Raw genomic sequence first — 23,872 nt, 5'->3', positions numbered from 1 at the left:
ACGTAACGTCACCTATTATCATTAAATTATATCACAGAGGATTGAGGGATTAAGGATGACCAGCACGGAAATGTGGAAGAAGATTGATCAGTGGACATGGCGTGAGTTTATTGCTTTACTTGCGCTTGAATTTGTATTCGTTATATTCGTTATCAAATATGCGGTACAGTCAATGTATGAGCAATGGTTGGGGAATACTCTTTATTCAGGGACTCTTACAGGGCTTACCATAGCAATTGTACTTTTGTTAGGTTTATATTTTATTGCTTTACGACCGAAGAAAATGCCTTGGACTGAGGTAGGAGTAAAGAGATTTTCTGCGAAAGATTGGTGGAGGATTGCGCTGTGGACACTAATTCTTATCGTATTCAGTGTGGTGACTCTCTATCTCACTAGTTTTCTTGGGAATACGGTGGACAATAGCAAAACAGAGAGTCTGAAGCAAAATGTCACTCTATTTACTATAATTATTGGTATTGTGTCGGCAGGGATCGTGTCACCATTTTATGAGGAGATATTTTACCGTGGATTTGTATATCGTTGGTTACGGACTCGTGTTAGTATGAGCTGGGCGATTGTGATTAGTTCGCTAATCTTTACGCTTGCACATTTTCCCACTATGAATGCCATGCCCGTGAATTTTATTAGTGGAGTTGTCCTTGCATGGACCTATGAACGTACGGGATCGGTCGTGCCTGGTATGATCGTTCACGGTGTGTTTAATACGATTGCGGTGTTGTTAACAGCGATGAGTTAGAGTGATGATTATATTATGTATAAACGATGAGCGCTGATGAGCCTCAGGGTTTCTGCATTAATTGGACGAGAGAGCAACGTATTTAAGACTTCGGTACTGACCAAAGGCCTGGGTGTAATTCAACTAGCGGGTAGGATAATGGAAATGATTTGTAGAAAAAAACCTATAAATGAAAGTGACAAAAGTGGACAATTCTACCGGCAGTTGAATAAAGCGCCTGGGATAATTCAACCACCGCTTGATAGGATTGCGTTTGAGGAAATGCTATGCTGTTTTCGACAGTGCGCACTGTACATTTTGTTTTATTGGAGGTATACAATGCTCGACTTGCGTAAAATTGGAGCTTATATTTCGAAGCTTCGCAAAGACCAGGATTTGACCCAATTAGAACTTGCCGACCAACTGAATGTAAGTCATCAAGCGGTATCTAAATGGGAACGGGGCGACTCGCTACCGGATATCGGAACGCTTCCGCAGTTTGCGAGGTTATTCGGCAAAACGGTAGACGACATTTTAAATGCAGGAGACAACGCAGAAAATCGGGAGCACCCGCACCTCGGAACGATCGTTGAGGAGATCGCAGAGAACAGGCCGGACCAAGTTGCAGAGATGGTCAATACCGGTGAGGTGGAGGTGGAAGAGCTTGTAGAAGTAGCGCCGTTTGTAAAAGCAAGTGCTCTGCATAAGGTTACAGAACGATTAGACAGCAGCGTCCTTAAGTTAGACATGATCATGCGGCTGGCTCCGTTCCTTGGAACAGATACATTGGATGAACTGGTTCGTCAGGCAGAAGAGGGCGAAATTGTGTGGAATACCATTACTGGACTCGCTCCGTTCGTCAGCAGCGACACATTAAGCCGACTGGTAGATAAATCAATTGACGGTTCCTTAGAAGTGCACAATCTTGTTGGAATTGCCCCATTTCTTGAAAAAGAACATGTAGATCGGTTGGTACAACAAGCAGAAGAGGGTAGCTTGAGCTGGAATTCCGTTCAAGGGTTGGCACCCTTTATTAGCAGAGAAACGTTAAGCCGCTTGGTAGACCGGGTTGCAGATGGCACTATTGATGCGAACCGGATCATTAGCCTCGTACCTTTTCTGGACAGGGAAAATCTCGAGAAGTTAATTAGTGGAGTCGAAGCTGAACATCTTAGCCCAGATCTGCTGGCAAGCCTTGCTCCTTTCGTTGATCAAGGGACATTGAGCAGAATGGTGACAAACTTATTAAATAAAGTAAAGTAGACACGTATATCGGAGATTGGTGATGCATAGGCAATGGCGTTAAGCTCCCTCGAAATGATTCAGTTTCCTCACTCAGACTCATGAATTCGCAGGATTTCATCCTGTAGTTAAAGTGATGAAGAGGATGATGAAGGAGCCGGTGGCTGGGAGATGGGGAATTGGGCATGCGTAAATAAGGGTGAATAAGGATCACCCATATTGTTCCATTATATGCACGTCTCCACTTCGCCCTAGCGATTCTCACTCCCATGTCTCAACGGGTCATAGCCCTTTCATTCCTTCGTCACATCTAACTAAGGGGTGGAGGTCGGTCTTTCTAACGGAACGGGTCCGAGCCCTTTTGCGTAACGTCTCCCGATACTCCGTGCTTCTTGTTATCCTGCGAATGCATGAGTCGATGAGGATTAATTGGTTTTATGCTGCTTGTGGGAATACCTTGATCGGTTCGTAAGCGGTACTGCTTTTAGCCAATGCGACTAGCATTCTCGCTACTTTACCGATTAATTTCATAATGGATTTCATCTTCTTCAGTTTCTTTTCCTCTACATTATAACGATGTGCCGCTCGTATCTCCGGATTTGTCATAACCATACTCATTGTCATGAGATAAAGAAAATGACGTAAACGTGGCCGGCCTCGTTTGCTGAGCACCATCTTTCCTCGCCATTTCCCGGAGCTAGCTTCAGCTAGATTTAACCCAGCATGACGCAGTAAAGCATTTCCGTGCGTATATCCGCTTAGATCACCAGCCTCACCGAGTACACCAGCTAGATTCGTAACATAGATGCCTCGTATTTCAAGGAGCTTCTGTGCATAAGGAATACGCTTAAGAATGAGGCGGAGCTCATGCTCAATTTGTTCAAGCTGGCGCTGGGCCAGGTCATATTCTTCGAGCAATTGCCCAAGATGGAGCTTGTATGCGTGGAGTGCCTGAGTGGCACCCACACTGGATTTCGCAAGTGAAATGAGTAGCTCAGCACGTTTAACTCCAGCATGACGCTTTACATATTGCTTCCAACCGGCAAGGACCTGTTCCGTATTTAACAGACGGATCTCTTTTGGCAAGGGGAAGAGTCGGAGTGTTGCGATTGCACTGGTGCAAGTGAGGATTTTAAAAACCTGACGAAGTTCAGGGAAAACAATGTCTACCCAGCGATGAATCTGATTAACCGCAGCGTTGAGGCGCTTGGTAACCGTCTCTCGGTTCGCCATTAGAATACGTAGTTCCTCGTAATCTTCGGGATGAAAACGAACAGGGGAGTAGTACCCGTTTTTGACCATGTCTGCTATGACAAGCGCATCTTTATGGTCACTTTTAGACGGTGTATTATCTCGGTTTTCCTTGTTCTTTTTGACGAGATGAGGATTAACCAGAACGGGCTCCATGCCTTGATCGAGGAGCCAACGTGCCAGGCTAAACCAGTAGTGGCCAGTGGGTTCCATACCAACTATGACGCTGCTAAGTTTGTAGGATTTGAGTAGATCTTGGATCCAGCGTTCGAACAGATCGAACCCTTCACGATGGTTACCGAATTCGAGCGGAGTTCCCAAAGCAATCCCACGAAAGCTGACCGCGCGGGCCACATGGACTTCTTGGGCGATGTCTACGCCAATGACCAAATGATGAACGGTAATGTTTTCAATGAGTTGATTTTGCTTGTCTTGAGCTTTAAACTTCATAGTAGAGCGACCTCCTAAATGGTGAGATTAAAAGGGCTGTAGACCCGTATCCAACTCCCATGTTACCGAGGCGCTCGTTTTTGTTCAAACTCCAAATTATTCAGTTTACAGGAATTCTAACGTGAAACGATAACTCAATAACGACACACAGGCAGTCGGTCAATGGATCGGCTGCCTATGTTCAACTATTCCAGCTAATAGCTTGTCAATATTTAATTATTAATGGCCGATTCCTGAAGTGGTATACTTAAAAAAAGATATGACAAATAACCGTCCCCTTCGGCACAGGAATATATTTCATCTTTTTCTATTTCATGCTGCTCATTCTAGACGAAATGCTTCTTTTGAAGTTAAGATGGCAAAAATCCAGTGGATGAGTTTGTTTACACAAGCAATTACCGCTACTTTGAACAGCTTTCCTTCCGCACGCTTTTTATCGTAGTAAGCTCTTAATTTCTTGTTTCTATTACTACGAATACCACAGCGCACAGCTTGATACAGGGCTGTACGAAGCCTTCTCGAGCCATGTTTCGTGATTCGATTTTGGGTTGCCACAAACTTACCTGAAGCAAATACACTGGGATCAACACCAGCAAAGGCCACCAGCTTCTTTGCGTGATCGAACCGATCGATTTCTCCAATCTCAGCCAAAATTGTTGCAGCAATTTTCGTGCCGATACCGGGTATCGATTGGATTAAATCATATTCAAGTAACTCTTCAGCCAGGGTCTCTATCGATTTATCAAGGTCTGATAGATGGTCCTGGTATTGAAGAAGTAATTTGATGAGCAGCTGCATGGAGATCAAATGACTTGGAAAAGCCGTCTCCTTAAAGGGATTTCGCCTTGCTGCAGCCGCTAGGATTTGAGCGCGTTCCAAACACCATGAGACGGATCTTCCGCGTCCAGTAAGACGTTGGATTGTTGTTGTAATCTCTTCCACAGTCATACCCAGGACTTCTTTAGACGTCGGGTGTAAGGCTAGAAATCGAAGTGAAACTTTCGAATAAAGGTCACCAAACACGCCATGGTATTCGGGAAAAACTTGATCCAGAATGGCCTGGAATTGTAGTTTTGCTTGAACATACATACCCGTTAGGGATTCATACTGTCGTGTTAGATAGCGTAAATTCATGAGATGCTGACCCCGTTTTTTGATGGGTTCAAACTCTTCTTTATAGAACAGTGCCCCAAGTTGATAGGCATCAGCAGCATCCGTCTTGACCCGTCTTAAATTAGTTTTTTTGGCCTCATATGAGATTAACGGATTAATGACGATGTATAGATACTGGTGCTCATCCAGAAACTGAACAACAGGGCTATGATAATGACCTGTTGCCTCCATTACAATGCAAGGGCTCACCCCAGCAGCTGATTCCACTGCTCTAACATAATTAAGAAAAGACGATAATCCCTCTAGATCATGATTAAATTTAAAGATCTTCCCATGAGGTACTCCACGGTCTAAAAAAGCTTGTGCATGGCTCTCTCCCTTGGACACATCCAAACCAATGACTGGATTCATGACATCACTCCTGTAGTATTTTCACCGGCAACCCCTAACCTTCTTGTCTTCCACACTATCGCATGTGATACGGGATCAACGTCCCAACCAGCCTAACCATGGTTGAACAAGTAGGGGGATGAACAGAATAGCTCTCGGGATCCAAGTCCCACGGGCAGAAACGTTCGATCCCCGGCTACCGCTATCTTACGACCATACAAAAAAAGGTCGACCAGAAAGATCTGGTGACCTCATAATACGAACGGGCAGGATAGTTGAATGATTTCGCGAATAACTTAAGTCATGACGAATTTACGAAGTTCGCAAAAAGGCGTTAGCCGAAAGAAGTTCTTAGTTTAGGAGGAGTCTATATGATATTAGAAAAAGTTATAAATAGAATTGAAATACAAAGTGAATATAAGGATTTTGTTGATAAGTATATAGATAATATACTTACCGAATTCAAAGGTAAGATTCATAGCATTTATATGTGTGGCTCGATTCCAAAAGGAACTGCTAAACCTTTTAAGTCAGATGCAGACTTTACTATTGTATGTGTAAATCCCAAAGATATTGATTACGAAAGATTGTCAAATATTAAAGACAGGCTTTTGGAAGAATATCCAATAGTAACTAAGATTGATACGATAATTTGCTCGATTGACGATGTATTAAGTAAACCAAATGAGTGGGGTTTTTGGGTAAAGATAATTTGTGTTTGCATATATGGTCATGACGTTGGTGAAAAAGTACCACCGATAATTATTTCTCCAGAGTTCATTTTAGACTTAAATACAGAGACCAAGGAGGAAATAGATCGTATACATAGTTTACTTTCTAATGCTAGTGATAACACAATGAAAACTAGATATATTAAAGGTTACTCTAAGAGATTAATTCGTGCATTATACTCTTTGGTTTTAGAAGATACAGGTGTATGGCAAGATGACATTATTAAGATGAAGGATGCCCTATTAAACTATTGTGAGATTGACTCCGCTTTAGTTGATTATCTGTATGCTTGTTACTTGGATAGTAATGTACTTGTTGAAGAGTTTCTGGGAATTGCAGATGAAGTATGTAGCTATTTTGAGAACGTCTTAAATGCAATGGCTGCTTCCAGAACTTCCTTCGGCTAACACCATATTGACGCTCCGGGTCACTCTGAGAAGCGAGTGACCACATCCAGCCCCCTAAGCCCGTCGGGACGTCACTGCGTTAGGTGTTTGGCAAGCCTCACAACTATAAGCAGCGACTCTAATTAAAACATATGACTATTGAGCTAACGGGAACTTTAGTTGAATAATACACGTTAATGAGCAGGCGCTACGGTAGCCTGCTGTTTTCATTGAAGTAACGGGCAGATTTGCACAATAGTCACCGCAGTTTAATGCGACTTCAAAATAAAAAGGAGAGAAAAGACCCATGAATACTACACTTGGCAGATTAACAGGTCGAATCGCAATAGTAACAGGTGCAAGTCGCAGCACAGGAATCGGTGCTGCAGTATGCAAAGAGTTGGCCTATCTAGGCGCTGATGTATTTTTTACACACTGGGTTAGTTACGATCAACAGATGCCCTGGGGTAGCAATAACGAGGAGCAAAAGCAACTTTGTGAGGAAATACGTTCCATGGGCGTTCGTTGCGAACACCTAATGATGGATCTTTCTGTACCTGAAAGCTTTGTGGATTTATTAAATAACGTTGAGCAGAAGCTGGGAGAACCTTCCATTCTTGTTAACAATGCTTGTTATTCGGTTAACGATGACTTAACCACGATTACCCCAGAGTCTTTGGATGCACACTACGCAATTAATGTTAGGGCGGTAACTATGCTTAGTGTGGAATTCGCTAGACGGTTTACGCAATCGGCAGGTGGTCGAGTTATTAATATGACATCGGGCCAATCACTAGGTCCCATGGCTGGTGAAATCTCTTATGCCACAACGAAAGGGGCAATAGATGCTTTCACACGAACTTTTGCAGCAGAGGTGGGACCGAAAGGCATCACCGTAAATGCGATAAATCCTGGACCCACAGACACCGGCTGGATGACTCCTGACCTACGACAGCAGTTATCTAAGCAATTTGTAACAGGTAGAGTAGGATTGCCTAAGGATGCAGCTCGTCTGGTTGCATTCTTAGCCAGCGATGATGGGGAGTGGATTACCGGCCAAGTTTTACATTCCACGGGTGGATTCAACTAACGGAGAACGATAGTTGAATAATACATTACTTTGATAAGCAGGTGCTTCGGTATCCTGCTCTTTTTATTAAGCTAACAGGCAGGATTGTTTAGAAAGTCCCTGATTGTATTTACCTATGCTTACTGTTAATCTAAACAATAGAGATGCAAACAAAGGAGCATAAACTTATCATGTGGAATACTCTGTAAAGATTAACAATTTGAAAGGATGCCTGAAATAGTGACTACACTATTTTATTAGGTATGCTTTTCTTTAATCTTATAGGGTATGCAGGAAAAGGTGTATCATATACCCATCCTGCGGATACCTGATGGTATCCGCTTTTATTCGTGGGAAACAGCATAACAGCATCTCTATTGATTCCTACCTGTTTATCCTTCTACTAGCGAGTGGAGGAACTTTGTTATGCGATCGAAGTTAGTCTTGATTGAGGGAATGCCAGGATCTGGTAAAACAACAACTGCTCAGCAAGTTCATGAAATTCTTACGGAAGTGAACATTACATCCCAGCTTTTTTTAGAAGGAAATCTGGAACATCCTGCTGATTATGATGGAGTCGCTTTCTTTAAGAAAACCGAATGCGATGAATTATTGAATACCCATAAAAAGTTTAAAGATTTGTTGAGTAATCTAATGATTAAACAAGGTAACGATTACTTCCTGGAATATCGGAAAATAAAAAATGAAGTCTGGTCAAGTTTTCCAGATGAATTGCATCACGCAGTTTTTAAACATGATATTTATGAATTGCCGCTAGATCAAAATAGGAAACTGATAACAGAAAGATGGAAGAAGTTTGCGGATCGTGTTTTGTATGGCGCAGACACCTTTGTTTTTGATTGTTGTTTTATACAAAACCCTGTAACTATAGGCATGATTAAACATGGTGCGAAGAAGGAAGACGTTATAAGTTATGTTATTGAACTGGCAACAATTGTAGAGCGATTGAATCCATTGTTGATATATGTACAGCAGAATGATCTTGATCATTCTTTCAGAAAGGCTGTAAAGGAAAGACCTCAGGAATGGTCAGAGGGATTTATTGAATATTACACGAACCAAGGGTATGGAAAAGAACAAAATTATAAAGGGTTAGATGGAACACTGCAGGTTCTTAAAGCAAGAAGGGAACTGGAAGAAGAAATTTTTAACAGATTAAACATTACCAAGATAAAAGTTGATAACTCTTCTTATAATAAAAATGATTATAAGCAAGTTTTAGAGGGCATTTTATCAGAATATTATAAAACAACAAACTAATGAGAGAATGGATTCTAATGATTGCAGGCTGAAAAAGAGGCAATCTATAAAGCTTACGGGAAACGATAGCTGAGGAGCATTGCCATGACAATGCTCCTCTTTTATTTGTTAAAGTTACGGGCAGGATTGCTTCATCAATTGTCGAATCCTTTGCTTGAATATTTCTATAAAGGGGGGGATGGAAATTAAAATACGAGAAGTTGTAGCAAATGATTATACTGAAGTTGTTTTTTTATGGAATGATGTACTTGGCGTTCGCAATGTTAATATTGAAAACTTTCGAGTTACTATGGAAAACATGAATAAGGCTGGAAATTACAAAACATTCGTTGCATTATTTGAAAATGATGTGGTTGGTTTTGTCACTATAGTTCAGGCGTTATCCGTAGGGTCTTCGAATGGTTATCTACATATTCAAGGGCTTGCTGTTAAAAAGGAATTACAGCATAGTGGGATAGGTACAGAACTACTAAGATACACTGAAAATTACGCTAAAGAAATGGAAATATCAAGTATTATTTTATGTAGCGGATTTAAGCGAACCGACGCCCATGCTTTCTATGTGCATAGTGGCTATGACAAAGATTCATACTGCTTTGATAAGATTATTAAACTTGACTAATTTTGAATATGTAATAGCCGAGCAGCCATTTTGTATTAAGTTAACGGATAACGATAACTCAATAACGACACACGGGCAGGTCAGCGTGGGATTTATGTTGTTATTCAGGAGGATTTTTAATTGTGGGTTTTGAACAGGATTTTAAAAAAAGGGTACATGAAGTTATTACACAGAAACAATTATGTTCAGTTATGAATGACACTAAGTGGGGAAACTTACAAAGTGATGTACTAAATAAACTACCTTTTACCCCTCCATATCAAGCTAAGTATGTATTAGACGATATACTTTATCCAGAGAACTTCGAAAACGACGTCTGGTATTTAGGGGATTGGATAGAAGGACTTTCACCTTTTTTTTCTGTAGAATGGATACGGGTTAGACCAAGGTATCAGAAGCACAAGGGGAATCTGCTTCCTCCTGAATTAATTGACATAAGTAAAGAATTTCTTTCGATTTTACATGAATTAAGAATTCCGTATAGAGAAGAAAATAATACATTTTTCATTTATGGATATATATCAAATACAGACTCACTTTTCAAAGGTAATCAATTGAGCTAACGGGACACGTTAGTTCAATAAACCAGCGGCAGTCTAAAACTTTATTTACTCAGACACCAACTTTCATTTAATTTGATCATATTACACGTTCGAAGATGCTTTCGGACACAGTTGGCCTTTAACTAAACACAGAACATTAATCCTATCGTTACTGGAGGTTGATGCACTGTGTTTTTTTCTGCGGATTTCTTCGTTTGCTTCGCTCTATAGAAAATCATGAAGTTAATATTCAGTTGAGGATCTCATCACTATCTGTTTACGATTCAGAGTTAGAGTTAGAGAAGGCCAAGCGAAAAAGGAGCTTTCTCATGAACACAGATCCTAAAGTACTTATTGTAACTTCGGCATTTGGAGACGGGCATATCAAAGTAGCAGAAGCAATTGATCATTCTTTTAGACGTAGAGGGATCAGCCGGATTGTTACCTTGGATCTTTTCGCTGCAGTCTACCCTAGTCTGAATGAGCTGTCCCGCAGATTCTATCTGAACAGCACAGGTTATACTCAAGAATTTTATGGATTAGTGTACAAGTTGACGAGCAAGATTAAACCAGACCAGTTCATGGGTAAATGGATTCATTCTATGGGCAAGCGGAAAGTGCAAAGGATCATCGACGAGATTGGACCGGATATTATCATTCATACCTTTCCCTATTTGGCCGCTGCTGAGCTTGCATCAACAAAGGGAAGACGAATCCCCCTTTTCACTGTCATGACGGATTATGTGGTTCATGGCAGGTGGCTTCATCCACAAACCTCGAAGTATTTTATTGCTACGGAAAGTATGAAAGCAGAACTGATGTCATTAGGTATTGCTGAAGAAAAGCTTGTGGTTAGCGGGATTCCGATTCGTGAAGCTTTTGAACAGACTCAGGAACGTGAAGGCCTTTTACGTAAGCATGGACTAGATGGAAATCGACATTATCTATTACTTGCGGCAGGGGCTTACGGCGTGTTGAGTGATATTAACCATTTAATAATAAGGGCGCTGCAGCAATCAAACTTCGATGTAATGGTATTGTGCGGGAATAATCATAAGCTCCAGATGGCTACGGAAGAGCTTTTTCAAGAGAATCCTCGGGTTCACATACAGGGTTATACAGAAGAAATGCAGGAGCTAATGTGCATATCCTCCTGTCTGTTGACCAAAGCAGGGGGGATTACCTTGACTGAGGCGATGGCTCTAGCACTTCCTGTAATTGTCTATCGTCCGCTCCCAGGTCAGGAGGCAGGCAATGCAGAATGGTTGTCTGAACACAATTTAATAGAGATTGCCCGAAACGAGGAGCAGTTAGTAGAGCAGCTTCAGAGATTGGAGCATCTGGGGTACAGGGATGAAAAGGTGCAGGATATGAAGAACTTTTCCCGGAAATCAGCTGCGGATGCTATCGTTACTGAGGCTTTAGAGGTTATCAAGCTGCGGCAGCCGTCTGTTTCAGCCGTAAAATCTATGGTTGTTGAAGGGCAGGTGAAGACGATTCATGGATATTATTAGCAAGGTAGAAAGACCACGCGTTGTGGGTCCTCTAATTGGAGGCTGGCTCGGAAGCTCGGGAAATGAATTGCTGCCTTTTCAAGTAAGCGACTGTTTATTTGATTATAATTATTTATTACCAGATAAAGGGTCGATAAGATGTTATTATTTGTATGGGTGAATTTATTGAAAATGGTGCTTTATTGTCATTGGGGAGGACAAAATGTACACGAATCAGAAGATAGAGGATATTTTGCATGAAATGCTAATCAAGTTTGTGGAAAATGAAAAGTTTCCGGGATTAGCGGCCGGAATCGTAAAGGACAACCAAGTTCTGTTTACTGGTGAATATGGGACGGCAAATTTATCGACGGGTGATCCTGTAGTTCGTGGCACTTTGTTTCACCAAGCCTCTGTCTCCAAAACCTTCGTAGCAACCGCCATTATGCAATTAGTTGAGCGTGGTAAGGTAGAATTGGATGCCCCCATCACTAAATACCTGTCATATTTTAAGTTAGAGGATGAGCGGTATCAAAATATAACAATAAGACAGCTTATGAATCATACCTCCGGTATGCCTGATGAGGAAGATTATGCGTGGGATCGCCCTGAATACGACGAGCAAAGTCTTGAACGATATGTAAAAGGGATAGGTCACCACAAGCTGTTAAGCCAACCGGGAGAGAAATTTGCCTATAGTAATATAGGATATGAGATCTTGGGAGATATGATAGCAAAAGTCAGCGATATGAGCTTCGAGCAGTATATGGAAAAAATATCCTTGAACCAACAGGAATGCAGTCCAGTTCTTTTCTTAAACAGGAGGTTGAAGCTTATATTGCTGCACCTCATGTGCTTGGAGCTACCCATGAATGTGGTGGCTGCGTTAGTAGTGTTTTTCCATATAACAGGGCCCATGCACCTAGCTCCACTTTATATACCCATGCCGAAGATATGTGCCAATATCTGTCGATGCATCTAAACGGTGGAACAGCCGGGAACGGCAATGAAATCCTCCAGCCAGGTAGCTATGATGAAATGTGGAAACCTCATGCACAAACGGGCTATGATCCGGAAAATGCACAGATAGGATTGGGCTGGTTTCTAGGAGAATATAAAGGTTCTCGTATTCTCTCACATTCCGGCTGGGATACTGGATTCTTAAGCAATCTGTTCCTGCTTCCCGATGAAAAAATCGCTATTTCTGTTATGAGTAATTGTGACTATGTCAACATGGGCGGTGTATGCTTCCCAATCCTTGATCTGTTGCTTGGCTCCAATATTTAGAACGAGTCTGTAACTGATTTTACAACTTCATAACAAGGGGCTTCGTACTTTATAACATTCGTAACTTAAAGTACATGTAAGTCAAGCCCACTTACACTATGGAGGTTATGAGAAATGAAGAGTAAAGATGTGAAATCAGCCCTTGGGGTGATCGCGATATCCGGTGGTCTGCTGGCCCTGACTGCTTTGGCAGTGCCCAAAATCGTCGCTTACACTACAGTGAACCAGAATGTGTCTCAAGCGAACGTTTCCTACACGCAAGAACTCAACCAGAAGCCTGCTGTTCAACTGGCGAGCAGCCAGATCCCGGTACTTAAGGTTGCAACCAAAACACCAGTCTCGACGATCAAGTCGTATTTTGAGCGCACAGTCACCGCTGAAGAAATTAAGCAGATTAATGAGTATGCAGAGAAGGCCAGGCTCACTGGCAAGGATGAACAGCTTACGCGGCAATTTACGGACCAGGAGAATAAGCGGCGGATGTTATTGGATGATCAATACAAGTACGATGGTTTACGGCCCAAGCAGAAGCTACCTTTGAAATCAGGGAGCTCCGAATTTTATCTGGATCAAAGCAAATTTACCTATGTATTTCCTAAGCGCGAACTGACCGATGAAGAAATGCTGCAATTGATCGACTGGAATTACCGTTTTAATTATGTGGTAAGCCTCAATCTTGTCGTGGCACAGCCAGATAAGAAGGACATCAGTCAGGATGAAGCCCTACGCAGAGCAAAAGAGAGCGTAAGCCGTCTATTCGGTGTGGATCTTTCTAAGTTGCAGGCTCAGACCTCATATCATAAGCCTTTTCCTGATTCGAAAGGGCAATGGTTCGTTAATTTTCTACCTTACCGGGCAGAGACACTGCGGGCTCAGGATAAGTCCTATTTCATGTATAATACGTTCGTGGATGCAAAGAGTGGGACCGTACTGGATACCACGATAGTGGATCTGTCCTATAAGAGAACTCCGATTACAGCAGCTATAAATAAAAAGATTAGCCAGGATTCCAGCTGGCTTCAAGCCGCTAAATCCATTGTGGTGGACAAGCAGGGCGAGACCCGTGCGATAACCAGCTCCTCTATCATTAAAGACAGTGCATATGACAAAAGCGGAGTGGTAGCGGTCTTGGTCAAACTGAAAGACGGTAGCACCTACACGGCAGAGCTGCGCTATCCCGAGAAGACGCTGCGCTGCCTGATCTATACACCGGTTTCTAAGTAATGAAGTGAACCAGCGTTATAACCTACTTTAGTATTTACAACCTACAGCAAGCCCCACTCGGGGCTTGCTGCTATGCATTTTTGAGAGCTGGTGGATGACTATTGTGAGAGCAGACATGGGTATAGGAATTTCTTTTTACAAGAAGGGATGGTTAGATGCTAGATATTAAATCCTTACAAGAATGTCCTCTTCGTCAAAATGAGCTTATTGAGTATGTCAAAGAACGGTGGCCAAAAGTACAACAAGTTGTGCTCCCCAATATACAAGAAAGTTTAATCTCAAAAGATGAGGAGGTTCCTTTTACATTTTTGCTGTTGAAACATGATGTAATCATCGGGTTTTATCAATTAATTGAGCAGGAATTTATAACTCGAAAAGATTTATCACCTTGGATTGCGCCATTGTTTATTGACGAAAGTGAGAGAGGCAAAGCACTAGGAGCCGTTTTGTTGGAGCATGCCAGAAAAATAGCTGGACAACTAGGTTATGCAAAAGTCTACTTGGCGACGGATCATATTCTTTATTATGAGAAATATGGATTTAAGGAGATAGGTCTGGATAACTTCGAGTGGGGACGGCCCACCAAAATATATGAACATGACACTATTACATAAATGACCCAAATGGAAAGCAGGAGTTATCATGGAGCATATCTTCGAATTAGCAAAAATAAAGAGTGAAGAAATAACGATACTCGAACTGCAGGATGCAATGGTAAGAGGGGATGTTAGTTCTAGGGAACTTGTTATGTATTACATGTATCGGATAGCAACGTTTGACCAGAGTGGTCCCATGATAAACTCTATTATGGAAATGAATCCAGATGCGATTTTTATTGCCGAGGCATTAGATCAGGAGAGAAAATTAAGCGGAGCACGAAGTCTTTTACATGGTGTGCCTGTATTATTGAAAGGAAATATTGAAACGAATGATAAAATGCATACAACCGCTGGCGCATTAGCTTTGGAAAACCATGTTAGCTCAAACGATGCTTTTCTTGTCCAAAAACTAAGGGATGCTGGGGCAATTATACTTGCAAAAACAAATATGACGGAATGGGCAAATGGGATGTCATCATCCATGTGGGCTGGGTATAGCTCAATAGGAGGACAAACCAAAAATCCATACGGGGATCATTTTCCGGGGGGTTCCAGTACGGGTTCTGCCGCTTCTGTTGCAGCCAATTTTTCAACAGTAGCCGTGGGGACAGAGACGTCTGGCTCTATTTTAAGTCCATCTGTGCAAAACGCGATTGTTGGTTTAAAGCCAACTGTAGGTCTAATAAGTAGATCAGGCATAATTCCATGGTCATATTTTCAGGATACAGCTGGACCTATGGCAAGGAATGTGACAGATGTTGCGATCTTATTAAATGCACTTACGGGAAAAGATGAAAGTGATCCTGCTACTTGGAAAAATGAATATTCTACTATGGACTACACAGCATTTTTGGATAAAGACGGATTAAATAAAGCGACCATAGGCGTTTTTAGAAATGCTCTACCTAAGAATTATTGTGACATGGGTGAATATGATGAACATTTATTTAATGATGCTGTGGCTAAATTAAAAGATTCTGGAGCCAACATAATAGAAGATATAGATATTCCATCGTTCCATAGAGAGTGGAAATATAACAAAATGAATCTTGAATTTAAGCATTCCGTTGAAAATTACTTATATAACCTTCCGGCTCAACTTCCTGTCCATAACCTAAATGAATTGATTGAATGGAACGAGCGGAATTCGGAAAAGGCTTTGAAATATGGACAAGATATGCTGAACTATCGATCACAGCTAGATAAACCGTTGAATCATTCGGAATATATTGTAGAGTCTATCTCTGACTTATATTATTCGCAAAATATAGGGATCGATCATGCTTTAGAAAAGTATGGATTGGATGCAATCCTGTTTCCTGCTTATGTCGGAGCTGATTTAAGTGCTAGAGCAGGTTATCCAACTATAGCAGTGCCCGCAGGCTTTCAAGAGAATGGAAGAGCCTTTGGGATCACATTTGCAGGAACGGCATTTAGTGAACCGACACTCATTCGGATTGCATTTGCATTCGAACAACAAACGAAACACAGAAAAATGCCGGCTCTAAAGAAATGAAAGATGATTTGAAAATTAGAAAAAGGTGCATTTACAAACGAACGTATGTTTGCTAAAATGTTGATGTGGATAAAAATACCAAAGTGAAGAAAAGAGCGTTTGAGATTAGCAATCCATAAGAAACAACCCAAGTTGAATTCTGCTAAAATGTAGTTAATGTCTAATGTAGATATCCTTCATGAACAAAGGAGAACTGAAAATGAGAAAACTCGTTCTATTTCTTCACGCATCGCTTGACGGTTTTGTAGAAGGGCCGAATGGTGAAATGGACATTGGCTGGGTTTCCTACGATGCTGATTTGGAGAACCATGCGAAAGAAATTCTGAGTACTGCCGACACTGTCATTTGGGGACGTGGGACTTATCAGATGATGCACAGTTACTGGCCATCTGTCCCTTCGAACCCATCAGCTTCGCAGCATGAACGGAATCATGCCGAGTGGATCGAAAAGACAGCTAAGATCGTTTTTTCCACGACGCTGGAGAAAGTCGAATGGAATAATTCCAGACTCGTGAAAGAAGCTGTCGAGGAAGAGATCAATAACCTCAAACAGCAGCCCGGCAAGGATATGGTCATCCTCGGCAGTCCTAGATTCGCACACCACCTTATGCAGCTTGATTTAATTGATGAGTATAAAATTACGGTTTCTCCCGTCCTGATCGGTAAGGGATTGCCATTATTCCAAGGTCTCAAGGAGAAGAGAAATCTTAAGCTAATCGAAAACAAGACCTTTGATTCTGGAGCCATAGGTCTCGTTTACCAGACGGTAAGATGACCTTGTCACTTAAGGTGATTACGCTCACGAGGAACGTTATTGGAACGACAACAGCGGCAGTCTAAGACTTTATTTATCAAGTCTTGGTCCGCCGCTGCTTGTTTTAATGGATCCAGTCTAATAATTTATTTTTACCAAACACTAATCAGATGTTGGTTCTTTCATAAACCATGAAATATGGGTGCATCGCTTACAAATAAGGATGGCAGCGTTTTTGTTCGCCCAGTCAAAGCCTAAAAATGATGCGCCGCTTGTGTTAAGCAGTTTATAATCCAGATCAAAGGTATCGTTTTGACAGCAAGGACAGGTTATTGGTGCGCCTGCAGCATGTATCTCATTATAAAAACCTCCTGTAGATTTGTATATTACTTTAACGTATTTAAGGTTATTCAGGTTTCGTGCACTTGAAAGGATTACTCACGAGTTCATTTTGCCAAGGGCAAGAGTGTTAGGTTTATTTCAGTTATAATATTTGATATAAGGTATACAGGATTCGTTTTAATGAAGAAGGTGAGGGACTGATTTTGACCCATAATATTATCGAATACTGTTTACAAAAGAACGGAGCAACAAAGGACTATCCTTTCGGATTCGATCCATTGGTGATTAAGATTGCCGGTAAAATGTTCGCGCTTATTTTTGAGAATAAGGGGAATTATGCTTACATAAATCTAAAATGTGATCCGGTGATTGCAGGGAACTTGCGAGAGCAGCATGAGAGCGTTCGGCCAGGATACCACATGAACAAAAAACACTGGAATACGATTGTTTTGGATGGCTCCTTACCAGAGTCAGATATCTATTTAATGATTGATCATTCTTACGATATGGTTGTCAAAATTCTCCCTAAGAGCCTCCGACAAACGATATATTGAAGGTGGCATTAAGTTGTCGTTAAAATGGCAATGAACTGGTATAATATGGTTTATATTCATGGGAAGGAGTTGTTTTTATGTCTGACTTTTTTAATTCAGGACCTAATCCCAATATGACGGACCCTGGAGGCCATAAAGCAAACCATGATGTAAATGCGCAAAAATATCATACTGAAGGCGTTCCAGGATTCTGGAGTGAGGTAACCAATCTGTTGATCGTTGTGGCTATAATTGCTATCATTTTTTTAGTTATAAGGTTTGTTTTATGATTACCCTGGTTTAGAGTGAAGACATTGACTTTTAGGAGGCGGTTCCATTGGTAACTATCATTAGGTGGACAGAATTTAGAAGGATAACGCCTACTCGTCCATAAACTGCGTATTTCCTTCTTAATGAGGGTACTAGATGCAAGAATATAAAATTAGTACAATGAAAGACTATTCAAAGCAATCGATTGATCAAATCCGAATATTAGAACATCTTTGCAAGACGTCCGACAGGTCAAGTTTGAGGGTGGGTTTAGAAAGCCTTAAGGAGATAGACGGAGATGAGGCATTATTGTGCCAGATCGATAACCAATTAGTCGGATTTCTCAGTTGGTATACTTCGGATGGCATCGAAGCTAATATTAACGGAATGGTTCACCCGGACTTTCGTCGCCAAGGTGTATTCCACGACTTACTGAAAAGTGCCGCATCAGATATGCAAATGCAAGGCATACAAACTTGCCGTTTTAGGATACCTTCTAATTCTGAATCAGGGATGGATTATATACGGTATTTAGGGGCAAGTGCTGCACCGTCTGAATTCCTCATGGTTTTTAATCGGGCACAAATCGCTGGATCAAGCCACTCCGGTTTAGCTGTGCGATTAGAAGAAGATCAGGATTTAGAGTTCATGGTTAAATGTTCATCACAAGCTTTTGGTGATTCAGAGTCCTGGACTAGGAATTATTTAACTCGTACAAGAGAACCGGCACGGATTACTTACATTGCTGTGGACAACATGATTCCGGTTGGGATGATCAGAGTCAATTATTTAGATACAAATACAGCGGTTATACATGATTTTTGTGTGCTTCCTTCGTGTCAAGGCAGAGGATACGGACGTGAAATTCTTTCAGAGGTAGTTAAAATCTTGCGAGATCAGAGGGATTTCCAGATTCGTCTTGGCGTGGTCACTCAAAATAGAAAGGCATTATCCCTCTATCAGTCGATTGGGTTTGAGGTGACTGCGGAGTCTAATTACTATGTAATATCCGTCGATATGATTTATTAAGAAAGAGGCGCTATTCATGCGCCTCTTCTTTTTTTATCATGCCCTTCTAATTATCACGCTGAATCTAGCTATAGTTAATACTTATAACCTGTCATAGCTCATTGGTAGATCGGTTTAGTCAGTCGGTTATGCTATATTTATTCTAATAATTTGTTTACGAGGAGATTAATATATGAGCATTCAAACCGTACCCCAAAAACGAACCGTTACTCCATTTCGATATGATATCGTGGGCAGCTTCCTGCGCCCCCAAGCGTTGAAAGATGCTAGATTAAAATTCAAGAATGGTGAAATTACTGCCGAGCAGTTGAAGGAAGTAGAGAACGACGAAATCGTTAAGCTCGTGCAGAAACAAAAAGAGGTGGGTCTTCAAGCAGTAACCGATGGCGAATTCCGCCGCTCTTGGTGGCACCTCGACTTCTTCTGGGGACTTGACGGTGTAGATCGGACAATTATTGACCAAGGTTACCAATTTAACGGTGCAGAGTCCAGACCAGAAACAGCCCGACTGACCGGGAAAATAAGCTACAGCAGCCATCCTTTTGTTTCGCATTATGAATTTTTAAAAGGTGCTGCTGGTGAGGACGTTGTTACGCGTCAATCGATTCCTGCGGCTGCACAATTCCTGTTCGAGCTAGATCGGGCGGAAAACAAGGAAAGCACAAATGAATTATACCCGAATCGCGAAGAGCTTATCTCGGATATTGCCAAAGCATACAAAGCATCGATTCTGGCCTTCTATGCAGCGGGCTGCCGCAGTATTCAGATCGACGATTGTACGTGGGGAGCGCTTTGCGACGAACAGTTTATAGCATTTATGAATCAGATTGGCGTTAACGTAGCTGAATATGCAAGCGAACTTGCAAAATTGAATGAGGAAGTTGTAACTGGTCTGCCGGAAGACCTTGTTGTAACGACCCATGTATGCCGGGGCAATTATGTTTCGACTTATGCTGGAGTAGGTGGAGGCTACGAGCCTATCGCGCAAACGCTTCTTAATATCAATAACTACTCGGGTTATTATCTGGAGTTTGATACCGAACGTGCAGGTGACTTCAAGCCATTGCGTTTCTTGAAAGACAATCAGCAGGTTGTGTTAGGTCTGTTCTCATCCAAATTTGGTGAGCTTGAAAGCAAGGAGGATATTCTGAAGCGTATTGAGGAAGCGAAGCAATACGTTGATCTAAACCGGATTTGCCTTAGCCCGCAATGTGGCTTTGCTTCTACGGAAGAAGGCAACCACCTGACAGAAGAGCAGCAATGGCGTAAGCTTGCTTATATTAAAGAAATTGCTGAAGAGATCTGGAACTAACTTTAATTAAAAAGTAGACAGAGATAAAGATAAAGCACCTTTAGCCATTCGGATGTTTATCCGTACGGTTAAAGGTGTATTTTGTTCTACAGTGAGCATACCGATATACTTGGCTAGTTCTATCTATACTGTGACGGGGGATTAGGGAAAACCTCCCTAATAAAAGCCGATAATTGCTCTAAATGAATGAAATTAGGGAATAACTCCCTAAAAAACAGAGCAATATCAAGAATTACCGCCAAATCAGTTAAATTTCAGGGAAGAATTCCCTGATTATTAGTCTGATGACCAGAATCCTCTGGTAATAAGGGGGGAATTCCCTAATTATCTCCAGGGCGAGCATATGATTGAGCTTTACGGAGTTTTTTTGCCACGCTCAGTATAAAAGAAATCACCCCCGTTTAATAAACGGGGGTGATTTAGCCTAGGAAGTAAGTGTGTCAGCTTTTAATTGTCTTTAGAGTGTCTTTCGCCAACCTGGAATTCATCGGCATGTTCAAACATATATTTCACGGTCAGAGGGTCATGACCAGTAAGTTGTTTGAAGTCGTCTGTATAAACATCCATTTTTCCTTCACGAATAGCTTGTCCGAAAGTAACCATACCTTCTGAAGAAAAGGGTGCTTCGGAGCCTTCTTTAAATGCACCGTCGGTGGTTCTAGGCACGCCCATTGCTTCGAATACGGCATAATTTTCTTCATCCGTGTTTTCTTTGTAGGTGATATGATTGCCCGTTACTTCATTACCAATCTTAATGAAATCGGTAATTGTCATCAATTCAAGTCCGTTTATATTTAGAATCGCTTCCTGATAATTATTGGAGGCTAGGGCATACGCAACGGCTTTTGCGCAATCCTTCCGCGAGATATAAGCCATTTTACCGTCACCTTGATTGTTTGTTAATACCCCGTCACCCTTCACATACGTGAAGTAATTGGTAATCATGGCTTCCGCGTATTGGGAATTCCGAAGGAAGATATAATCTAGCCCAACGCTTTGAATATAACGCTCGGTATATACATGGTCGATTTTTTCTACGCTTGGATTGCTTTCATCGGCTGCGTTTACTAGAGAAGTATAAATGATTTGTTTGACTCCAGCTTCTTTGGCAGCATCGACCACATTTTTTTGTGCATTTTGGCGTTTTTCTCCAACAAAAGGCATGGAGATTAGAGCGAGTTTATCGGCATGAGCAAAAGCTTCGGCAAGGCCGTCCTTGTTATTAAAGTTGGTCACATGTGTTTCAATCCCTTGTTCCGCATATTCTTTCAAACATGCTGGATCGTAAGCGCAAAAAATGATTTGGTCTTTATCTACCAGCTCCAACAAATATTCCGCAGCTTGCTTCCCTAGATTTCCATCGACACCAGTCAACAATAATTTACCCATGATCGTTGTCACTCCTTGTTGAAATGAATTATACCCTTATAGTATGTGAAAAAAGTAACATAGTTTAACACATAAAACTTATGGTCGATTGCTAAATCCAATTTGGATTTGTTGCAGGAAGGAAGGCAAGGCCGGGTTTGTATTATTTTTGAGATAACCTGCTTCGATTGCAAAGGTATGGTGTGAATCATCTAAGGGAATTAGCCGGACTTCATCTTGAAGATAAGCGAGCTGATAGTTATCCGGGAAAAAGCCAATCAAATTCTCCGTGATGATATAAAACAATTCTGTCTCCACATCGTCTGCGGTTCGAAGAATGTTCGGCTGATAGCCGTCTTCAATTGCATGCTGGATCATTAGATGATAAGAGTTTCCAATAGCTGTTGGATTCAGCATGACTAGTGGATGTTCATATAACTCCTCTTTGGCGATCGATTCATGATGAAACAGGGGATGGTGGTGACTCACAGCCGCACAATAACGTCCCTTATACAAGGGATAGGTTACAATGTCCTCTTTTCCCTGAAACTCGGAATCAAAGGCAATAGCCACGTCGTAAATCCCTTTTTGCAAGTATTCTGCAATATCTTTTAGCAATACTTTATTCAGTTCCAGCTTAATATTCGGATGATGATCCTGAAACGAGGGAATCAATTTCAACAAACTTTGGATATCCGTCATCGCCGCATATTCGATACTCAAGGATTGCGTATTATACTTTTGAAAGTTTTCCATGCTCATCTTCATAAGGTTATATTGCTTCCAGAGGATGAGGGCTTCGCCATAGAAAAGCCATCCGGCTTTGGTTGGCTCAATAGGGATCTGCTTTCTGTCAATCAATTGAATGTTGAATTCCTCTTCAAGCGCGGCGATTTGTTGGCTAATGGTGGTCTGCGATACATAGTTCTTTTTAGCTGTTTCCGTAAAATTTCTGCATTCCACGAGATCTATAAAATATTTAATCCTTCTTATGTTCATAGTATCCTCCGCATGCCGCTGTTTGCTTTTATTATAACCCAGAAAGTAAAAAAGAGAGCCTCGTTTAGAGACTCCCTTTGTTGTACTACTCTTATTTTGTGTAGTTATCGAAATAACCTTGGATATAAATCATTGGTGTTCCTTTATCGCCACTACCAGAAGTCAAATCAGATAATGATCCAATCAGGTCAGTTAATCTACGAGGTGTAGTCCCTTGGGCTTCCATCGCACCAACTAGATCATCATTTTTATTCTGGATGTATTTAGAAATAGCTTGTTTTAACTCTTCACCACGAAGATGAGAGAAGTTGTTATCGGCCAAGTATTTCAATTTTACTTCATTTGGTGTTCCATCAAGTCCGGCGGTGTAAGCAGGGGAGACAACTGGATCTGCCAGCTCCCAGATTTTTCCGACTGGATCTTTGAATGCTCCATCGCCATAAACCATAACTTCTACAGTTTTACCTGTCATTTCTTTGATTTTTGCTTGGATACCATCCACGATAGGCTGGCAGTTATTTGGAAATAGCTTTACACTTTCTTCTGTTGCTTTATTTGATCCTAGCAGACCATAGGCTTCGTTAAAGCCGCTGCCATCGATTGATTGTGTAAGAATATCATCCAAGCCAAATACTTTTTCAGCACCGTTGTTTGTGAGAATACGTTTGGTTCTGAAGCGAGTGTGAATATCGCAAGTTAATACATTTTTTGTATAGTTTAAAATGGTTTTTGGGTTGTTGGAGAAGATGACTTCACAAGCCACACCTTCAGCTTCAATTAAACCTTTATAATATTCAATATAGTCAACCCCTGTGAATGGGTGCTTAATATAGCCGAAAAACTCACGGAACTGAGCTTCTGTTAATACATCCGTCCATGGATTGATACCTTTAGCATCTAGTTCGTCGATGTCTACAAGGTGGTTGCCTACTTCATCAGCTGGATAGCTTAACATTAGGACTACTTTTTGTGCCCCTTTGGCAATACCGCGTAAGCAGTTAGCAAACCGGTTACGGCTAAGGATTGGAAAAATAACACCTACGGTTTCTTCGCCGAATTTCCCCTTTATATCAGCAGCAATATTGTCAATCGTCGCATAGTTTCCTTGTGCCCGAGCAACAATGGATTCAGTTACGGTCACAATGTCACGATCTTCGATCGAAAAACCCTCGACTGTTGCTGCATTCAATACCGTCTGAACTACGATTTCTTCAATGTTATCCCCATTGTTAATGATAGGTCCGCGAAGTCCACGTACAACTGTTCCAACTACTCTTTCCAATATGATCTCTCCTCTAATAAGGGTATACTCTATATTATTAAAATGGTTTT

22 protein-coding genes and 1 pseudogene are annotated in these 23,872 nt (G+C 41.4%); 18 read left to right on the top strand and 5 right to left on the bottom strand.

The window, feature by feature from the left end; genetic code table 11:
• Positions 1-55: 55 nt before the first annotated feature.
• Positions 56-757 carry a type II CAAX endopeptidase family protein gene (locus tag MHH86_RS22410; protein ID WP_339809626.1) on the top strand — a complete coding sequence of 234 codons (702 nt, stop codon included), beginning with the start codon at positions 56-58 and terminating at the stop codon, positions 755-757.
• A 318-nt stretch (positions 758-1,075) separates the two neighbouring features.
• Positions 1,076-1,999 (top strand): helix-turn-helix transcriptional regulator, encoded by a 924-nt coding sequence (locus tag MHH86_RS22405; RefSeq protein ID WP_076317236.1) that lies wholly within the window; start codon positions 1,076-1,078, stop codon positions 1,997-1,999.
• Positions 2,000-2,413: 414 nt separating this feature from the next.
• On the opposite strand, the gene MHH86_RS22400 is transcribed toward MHH86_RS22405, so the two are convergent.
• The gene (locus MHH86_RS22400; RefSeq protein ID WP_036684113.1) at positions 2,414-3,679 is read right to left on the bottom strand and encodes an IS110 family transposase; all 1,266 of its coding nucleotides are present in this window, start codon (positions 3,677-3,679) and stop codon (positions 2,414-2,416) included.
• 321 nt (positions 3,680-4,000) lie between these two features.
• Positions 4,001-5,203, bottom strand: coding sequence for an IS110 family transposase (locus MHH86_RS22395; RefSeq protein WP_076121959.1), 1,203 nt, complete (start codon positions 5,201-5,203; stop codon positions 4,001-4,003).
• A gap of 350 nt (positions 5,204-5,553) precedes the next feature.
• Between MHH86_RS22395 and MHH86_RS22390 the strand changes: the two genes are divergently transcribed.
• From MHH86_RS22390 to MHH86_RS22315, 16 genes and pseudogenes are all read left to right on the top strand, one after another.
• Positions 5,554-6,321 carry a nucleotidyltransferase domain-containing protein gene (locus tag MHH86_RS22390; protein WP_076317223.1) on the top strand — a complete coding sequence of 256 codons (768 nt, stop codon included), beginning with the start codon at positions 5,554-5,556 and terminating at the stop codon, positions 6,319-6,321.
• A gap of 286 nt (positions 6,322-6,607) precedes the next feature.
• A complete protein-coding gene (locus tag MHH86_RS22385; RefSeq protein WP_076296293.1) occupies positions 6,608-7,390 on the top strand; it encodes an SDR family oxidoreductase in 783 nt (260 codons plus the stop codon).
• Positions 7,391-7,795: 405 nt separating this feature from the next.
• Positions 7,796-8,650 carry a hypothetical protein gene (locus MHH86_RS22380; protein WP_076223596.1) on the top strand — a complete coding sequence of 285 codons (855 nt, stop codon included), beginning with the start codon at positions 7,796-7,798 and terminating at the stop codon, positions 8,648-8,650.
• A 178-nt stretch (positions 8,651-8,828) separates the two neighbouring features.
• Entirely contained in the window at positions 8,829-9,272 is a 444-nt protein-coding gene (locus MHH86_RS22375; RefSeq protein ID WP_036683081.1) for a GNAT family N-acetyltransferase, read from the top strand.
• 122 nt (positions 9,273-9,394) lie between these two features.
• Complete coding sequence (locus MHH86_RS22370) at positions 9,395-9,835, top strand: DUF6678 family protein (RefSeq protein WP_051491267.1); 441 nt, start codon at positions 9,395-9,397, stop codon at positions 9,833-9,835.
• 308 nt (positions 9,836-10,143) lie between these two features.
• The gene (locus tag MHH86_RS22365) at positions 10,144-11,328 is read left to right on the top strand and encodes a glycosyltransferase (protein WP_076317224.1); all 1,185 of its coding nucleotides are present in this window, start codon (positions 10,144-10,146) and stop codon (positions 11,326-11,328) included.
• A gap of 202 nt (positions 11,329-11,530) precedes the next feature.
• Positions 11,531-12,067: pseudogene (locus MHH86_RS22360) on the top strand (serine hydrolase domain-containing protein); the annotation flags it as partial.
• A 35-nt stretch (positions 12,068-12,102) separates the two neighbouring features.
• The gene (locus MHH86_RS22355) at positions 12,103-12,594 is read left to right on the top strand and encodes a serine hydrolase (RefSeq protein WP_340892309.1); all 492 of its coding nucleotides are present in this window, start codon (positions 12,103-12,105) and stop codon (positions 12,592-12,594) included.
• Between the two features lie 114 nt (positions 12,595-12,708).
• A complete protein-coding gene (locus MHH86_RS22350) occupies positions 12,709-13,818 on the top strand; it encodes a hypothetical protein (protein WP_038572617.1) in 1,110 nt (369 codons plus the stop codon).
• A gap of 155 nt (positions 13,819-13,973) precedes the next feature.
• Positions 13,974-14,432, top strand: a complete 459-nt coding sequence (locus tag MHH86_RS22345; RefSeq protein WP_036683075.1) for a GNAT family N-acetyltransferase — start codon at positions 13,974-13,976, stop codon at positions 14,430-14,432.
• A 28-nt stretch (positions 14,433-14,460) separates the two neighbouring features.
• Positions 14,461-15,933 carry an amidase family protein gene (locus MHH86_RS22340; RefSeq protein ID WP_076148247.1) on the top strand — a complete coding sequence of 491 codons (1,473 nt, stop codon included), beginning with the start codon at positions 14,461-14,463 and terminating at the stop codon, positions 15,931-15,933.
• 199 nt (positions 15,934-16,132) lie between these two features.
• Positions 16,133-16,708 (top strand): dihydrofolate reductase family protein, encoded by a 576-nt coding sequence (locus tag MHH86_RS22335; protein ID WP_038572611.1) that lies wholly within the window; start codon positions 16,133-16,135, stop codon positions 16,706-16,708.
• A 524-nt stretch (positions 16,709-17,232) separates the two neighbouring features.
• Positions 17,233-17,583, top strand: a complete 351-nt coding sequence (locus MHH86_RS22330; protein WP_076148249.1) for an MmcQ/YjbR family DNA-binding protein — start codon at positions 17,233-17,235, stop codon at positions 17,581-17,583.
• A gap of 77 nt (positions 17,584-17,660) precedes the next feature.
• Positions 17,661-17,852 (top strand): hypothetical protein, encoded by a 192-nt coding sequence (locus MHH86_RS22325; protein ID WP_076148251.1) that lies wholly within the window; start codon positions 17,661-17,663, stop codon positions 17,850-17,852.
• A gap of 244 nt (positions 17,853-18,096) precedes the next feature.
• Positions 18,097-18,861: a GNAT family N-acetyltransferase gene (locus MHH86_RS22320; RefSeq protein ID WP_170914240.1), complete on the top strand. Its 765-nt coding sequence runs from the start codon at positions 18,097-18,099 to the stop codon at positions 18,859-18,861.
• A gap of 172 nt (positions 18,862-19,033) precedes the next feature.
• Positions 19,034-20,173 (top strand): 5-methyltetrahydropteroyltriglutamate--homocysteine S-methyltransferase, encoded by a 1,140-nt coding sequence (locus tag MHH86_RS22315; protein ID WP_038572609.1) that lies wholly within the window; start codon positions 19,034-19,036, stop codon positions 20,171-20,173.
• Positions 20,174-20,620: 447 nt separating this feature from the next.
• Here MHH86_RS22315 and MHH86_RS22310 read toward each other — a convergent pair whose 3' ends face one another.
• The 3 genes from MHH86_RS22310 to MHH86_RS22300 form a co-directional block, all read right to left on the bottom strand.
• The gene (locus MHH86_RS22310) at positions 20,621-21,562 is read right to left on the bottom strand and encodes an NAD(P)H-binding protein (protein WP_076141637.1); all 942 of its coding nucleotides are present in this window, start codon (positions 21,560-21,562) and stop codon (positions 20,621-20,623) included.
• Between the two features lie 78 nt (positions 21,563-21,640).
• Positions 21,641-22,540, bottom strand: coding sequence for a LysR family transcriptional regulator (locus MHH86_RS22305; protein ID WP_076141636.1), 900 nt, complete (start codon positions 22,538-22,540; stop codon positions 21,641-21,643).
• Between the two features lie 91 nt (positions 22,541-22,631).
• Positions 22,632-23,822 carry a coenzyme F420-0:L-glutamate ligase gene (locus MHH86_RS22300; protein WP_038572605.1) on the bottom strand — a complete coding sequence of 397 codons (1,191 nt, stop codon included), beginning with the start codon at positions 23,820-23,822 and terminating at the stop codon, positions 22,632-22,634.
• Positions 23,823-23,872 lie beyond the last annotated feature (50 nt).

This window comes from Paenibacillus sp. FSL F4-0097, from assembly GCF_038593125.1.
Classification (GTDB): Bacteria; Bacillota; Bacilli; order Paenibacillales; family Paenibacillaceae; genus Paenibacillus_AQ; species Paenibacillus_AQ odorifer.
This window is presented reverse-complemented; position numbering and strand designations above follow the sequence as displayed.